General features: G+C 68.3%; 7 protein-coding genes and 1 pseudogene. 4 read left to right on the forward strand and 4 right to left on the reverse strand.

Features of this window, described 5'->3' with window-relative positions; genetic code table 11:
- Positions 1 to 434 (forward strand): annotated as a pseudogene (locus ACWDCZ_RS39110) (NF041680 family putative transposase); the annotation flags it as partial.
- Positions 435 to 602: 168 nt separating this feature from the next.
- Here ACWDCZ_RS39110 and ACWDCZ_RS39115 read toward each other — a convergent pair.
- The 3 genes from ACWDCZ_RS39115 to ACWDCZ_RS39125 are packed head-to-tail and all read right to left on the reverse strand — an operon-like array spanning position 603 to position 1,374.
- Complete coding sequence (locus tag ACWDCZ_RS39115; protein ID WP_375873106.1) at positions 603 to 758, reverse strand: hypothetical protein; 156 nt, start codon at positions 756 to 758, stop codon at positions 603 to 605.
- Positions 746 to 1,009 carry a hypothetical protein gene (locus tag ACWDCZ_RS39120; protein WP_449810983.1) on the reverse strand — a complete coding sequence of 88 codons (264 nt, stop codon included), beginning with the start codon at positions 1,007 to 1,009 and terminating at the stop codon, positions 746 to 748. Before ACWDCZ_RS39120 ends, ACWDCZ_RS39115 begins: the two co-directional genes overlap by 13 nt.
- Positions 1,006 to 1,374, reverse strand: a complete 369-nt coding sequence (locus tag ACWDCZ_RS39125) for an ATP-binding protein (RefSeq protein WP_449818449.1) — start codon at positions 1,372 to 1,374, stop codon at positions 1,006 to 1,008. The genes ACWDCZ_RS39120 and ACWDCZ_RS39125 overlap by 4 nt, the downstream gene beginning before the upstream one ends.
- Before the next feature lie 276 nt (positions 1,375 to 1,650).
- Here ACWDCZ_RS39125 and ACWDCZ_RS39130 point away from each other — a divergent pair, with 276 nt between their 5' ends.
- Genes ACWDCZ_RS39130 through ACWDCZ_RS39140 form a run of 3 tightly spaced genes read left to right on the forward strand, consistent with a single transcriptional unit; the run spans position 1,651 to position 3,087 of the window.
- Positions 1,651 to 2,499, forward strand: a complete 849-nt coding sequence (locus tag ACWDCZ_RS39130) for a helix-turn-helix domain-containing protein (RefSeq protein ID WP_449818450.1) — start codon at positions 1,651 to 1,653, stop codon at positions 2,497 to 2,499.
- Complete coding sequence (locus ACWDCZ_RS39135) at positions 2,496 to 2,696, forward strand: DUF397 domain-containing protein (protein ID WP_449818451.1); 201 nt, start codon at positions 2,496 to 2,498, stop codon at positions 2,694 to 2,696. Before ACWDCZ_RS39130 ends, ACWDCZ_RS39135 begins: the two co-directional genes overlap by 4 nt.
- Before the next feature lie 25 nt (positions 2,697 to 2,721).
- The gene (locus ACWDCZ_RS39140; protein ID WP_380745503.1) at positions 2,722 to 3,087 is read left to right on the forward strand and encodes a VOC family protein; all 366 of its coding nucleotides are present in this window, start codon (positions 2,722 to 2,724) and stop codon (positions 3,085 to 3,087) included.
- 54 nt (positions 3,088 to 3,141) lie between these two features.
- Here ACWDCZ_RS39140 and ACWDCZ_RS39145 read toward each other — a convergent pair whose 3' ends face one another.
- A complete protein-coding gene (locus tag ACWDCZ_RS39145) occupies positions 3,142 to 3,879 on the reverse strand; it encodes a response regulator transcription factor (protein WP_079272162.1) in 738 nt (245 codons plus the stop codon).
- Between the last annotated feature and the right edge of the window lie 169 nt (positions 3,880 to 4,048).

Below are 4,048 nucleotides of genomic sequence, written 5' to 3' on the forward strand. Positions count from 1 at the left end.
GGCAGACGTTCCTACGCAGGTTCGACATCGAGCACTTCTTCCGGATGATCAAGAGGACACTCGGCCGGACCACTCCGAGACTGCGGGAGGCCGAGGCAGCGGACCGGTGGACCTGGCTGGTCGCCACCGCCTGCACCCAGCTCCGCCTCGCCCGCTCTCTGACCACCGACCTGCGACGGCCGTGGGAGAAGCCGGCCGAACCTAACAAGCTCACCCCGGCCCGAGTACGCCGCGGGTTCCGACACCTGCACGCCAGAACCTCAACGCCGGCCGCAGTGCCGAAGCCCACCCGGCCCGGCCCCGGGCGCCCACCCGGCTCGAAGAACCGCCGCCCCGCGAACCGCAACGACGTGGGCCTGCTCCTGGTCACCGGCGAGCTCTACCGCCGACCGGCTCACCACAAAGTCGGCACCAAACCACGCCGCACTGGATAAATCACAAGCCGAGAACCTACCGGCTGGGCCTCACGACAACTGGACGACCGGCATTCCGAGTTCGGCCCGAGCAGCACCATGCGCAGGAAGTCGGCCGGGCCGACTTCCTGTACACAGACGCCCACGCCGCCCGGCGGGTCCGGCCGGGCGGCGTGGGCGGGTCGGGCTTCAGGCCACCGGTTGGCGGTCTCGGCCAGGGCTGGGAGTTGCGGCGCGTTCATCCGGGCGGTGGGGCATCCGCAGGACGGCGACCGCGCCGAGGCCGACGACGGCGATGGCGAGGAGCAGGAGGAGCGGGAGGACGAGGTCGATCAGGAGTCGCACGGGGCCTCGGTCCTCTCGTAGTGCCGGAGGATCGCGAGGAGGTTGAGGACAGTACTGGCGGGAGCCGTGCCGAAGCGGACCGAGACGCGGCCGTCGACCCCGACGTGGTCCGTGGCCGCGCCGGGCCAGAGGAGGCCGAACTTGCGTCCCCGCTCATGGAGTTCGTCGAGCAGGGAGGCGACCTCCGGCTCGGTGTAGGTGCGCATGATCGCGTCGGCCGGCCCGGTCGGGCGGCGGTGGTCGGCGGTCACGCGGCGGCGTCCAGCTCGAACCAGACGGATTTGCCCGATTTGCGGGACTCCGTGCCGAAGCGGTCGGTGAGGGAGCGGACGAGACGCAGGCCCCGGCCGGAGACGGCGAGGAGGTCGGAGCCGTCCCGCCGGATCGGGACGATGGGGCTGCCGTCGCTGACCGAGACCCGGAGCACGTGGTCGAGCAGCGCGATGACGACGAGCGGCGCCGCACTGCCGCCGTGGCGCCAGGCATTGACGAACAGTTCGAGGAGCGCGACCTCGGCATCGGCGACCAGGTCGGCGTCCCACCCGGCGCGCGCCGTGAGCTCGCGCAACTCTTCGCGCGCGGCCGACCAGTCAGGGGGAGTTTCGAGGGAGAACACGAAGAGACCTCCGTGGGGGCGAAGTGGATCATTCATCGCCGCTCCAGCGAACATGCATAAGAGAACGGCGAGGCCGCAGATCGGCGCCTACTCGATGCATCCGACCCGCTACACTCAGCATGCATGCCATGCTTCACTGGACGCAACTCACTCACGGAAAATCGCATATATGCATCTCGAACCTGATTTCGGTCCCCGTTCACCGCCAGTAGCCGGTAGCGTCAGCACTCCCTGCACAGGCAGACTGGCGAACTGCCAGTACTGGAGGGAAAACACATGGTCGTGTCAACCGTTCGCCGACGGCGGCTCGGAGGCGTGCTGCGGAAGCTCCGTGAGGAGCGGAAGCTCACTGCAGAGGTGGCAGCGGAGGCGACCGGGATGAGCCAGGCCAAGCTCACCCGAATCGAGACCGCCCATACAGCAGCCAAGGTCGAGGATGTCAACAGGCTCCTCGACTTCTACGAGTGCGACGACGAGGAATATCGCGCCGGGCTGATCTCCATCGCTAAAGAGGGGAGCAAGCGCGGCTGGTGGCTGAGCTACCGCGATGTCATCAACTCCACGACGATCGACTTGATCCTTCTCGAAGCCGAAGCCACCACGTACAAGACGTACGAGTCAGCGTTCATCCCAGGCCTCTTCCAGACTGCCGAATACGCTCGGCTGGCCATCGACCGTCTCCGAACGATGAAGGGTGGCACGGTTGACGACCTCGTCCAGGTTCGCATGGCTCGGCAGTCCATCCTCACCCGGCCGAACCCGGTTCAGGTCTGGGCGGTCATTCATGAAGCCGCGCTTCGCGCGCTCGCGAACCGCCCCGACATCATGGGTCCGCAGCTCGACAAGCTGCTCACTCTGAGCCGATTGGCAAATGTCAACATCCAGGTGATGCCCATGGGTGCGGCGTTCCACCCGGGCATGAGCGGTGCGTTCGCTCTGCTCGGATTCCCTCAGCGGAAGGACCTTGACGTCGTGTTCGCCGAAGCTCTGCTCGCCGGGTGTTGGGTCGAGGATCCGGCCGACGTCGAGTTGTACCGAGCAAAGTTCCAGGAGATCACGGCTGAAGCCCTACCGGTCGATGCCTCGATCGAGTTCATCACCACACAGAGAGGAAGGATCAGTTGACCCAGCTGACCTTCAAGAAGTCCAGCTACAGCAACGGAGACTTCAACTGCGTCGAGGTTGCTATCCCCGGCGGGCCGGTCTCCTACATCCGCGACTCGAAGGACCCTTCCGGCCCCGCCCTGGCCTTCGACCGCGCGGCCCACTCCTCCTTCATCGCCGCCGTCGCCACCGGCGAGTTCGACTTCGGGCTGCTCTGATCACCCCACAGAGAGGCAGGCTCACATGCCCATATCCCTGAACCACACCATCGTTCCGGCCGTCGACAACGAGGCGGCAGCCCTCTTCTTCGCCTCTGTCATGGGCCTCGACTACCAGGGCGCCGACCGGCACTTCGCGCCGGTGCGGGTCAACGACTCCCTCACCCTGGACTTCATGACCGTCGAGGACCCGGTCGGCCATCATCTGGCCTTCGACGTGGACCCGGCCTCCTTCGACGGGATCCTCTCCCGGCTCCGCGAGGCCGACGTGCCTTTCGGCGACGATCCCCGCGAGCCCGGCAACGGTCGGACCGACCACCCGTTGTGCCCTCGCGGGCTGTACTTCACCGACGAAGCCGGGAACCTCTACGAGGTCATGTCCCCCGCGTGAACTCCTCCGCTCCACGCGGTGCCCCGCCCACCCGGGCGGGGCACCGTCATGCCGCTAAATGAGGCCGCGCCGCATGGCGTAGCCCACCGCGTGGGCCCGGTTGCGGAGGCCGAGGCGGGTGATGATCTCGTGCAGCACGTTCTTCACCGTGCGCTCCGAGTACGACGTCTTGGCGGCGATCTCGCTGGTGTCGAAGCCCTCCGCCACCAGCTTCAGCATCTCCGCCTCCCGTGCAGTTAACGTCGAGAGGGTCAGGCCGCGCCCGTCGAGCATGGTGCGCTGGAGGATGCCGATCCGGTCGAGCAGTTCGCCGAGCAGGTCGCCCGGCATCACGCCCTCCCCGTTGGCCAGCGCGGTGATGAGGTTCACCAGCCGGTCCTGGTCGGCCTCCGAGCGGCGCAGCACGGCGGCGACCCCGTTCTCCACGATGGTCTGCAGCCCGCCGGCCTCGAAGTGGCCCACCACCAGGCCTATCCGGCCGGTGGTGGCGAGTCGCAGCCGCCGCAGGTGCTCGGTCACCGTCTCCGTCAGCGCGTCGACCACCAGCAGGGAGACCTCGGCCTGCCCGGCCTCGCTCTCGTTCAGCAGGACGACCTCGGGCCGCTGGCGCAGCTGTTGGACCACGCCGGTCTGCAGGATGAGGTCCTCCGCGTAGACCGCCACCCGCACCTGGCTGGGCCTGCCGCGGAGTTGGGCGGGTACGCGCGGGACGGCGGCGCCGGCGGGCTTCGGTGCCACCGTGGTGCGGCGGGCTGTGACGGCTTCCTCACGGGTTGTATCGGTCGACGTCATCGAACTGCTCCATTCTGCAAGTGCCTGCGAGGGTGACGGCCGGGCGCCGCGGGGCGGTGCCGGCCGGGGGCTTGGGGGCGGGTCACGTGGAGCCGGGCCGGGCCCGCGACGGGACCGGGCGGGGTCTCCGGTCGGTCCGTACGGGCAAGGGGTGTGGCCCCCAGCTTGC

The sequence above is a fragment of the Kitasatospora sp. NPDC001225 genome (assembly GCF_053597855.1).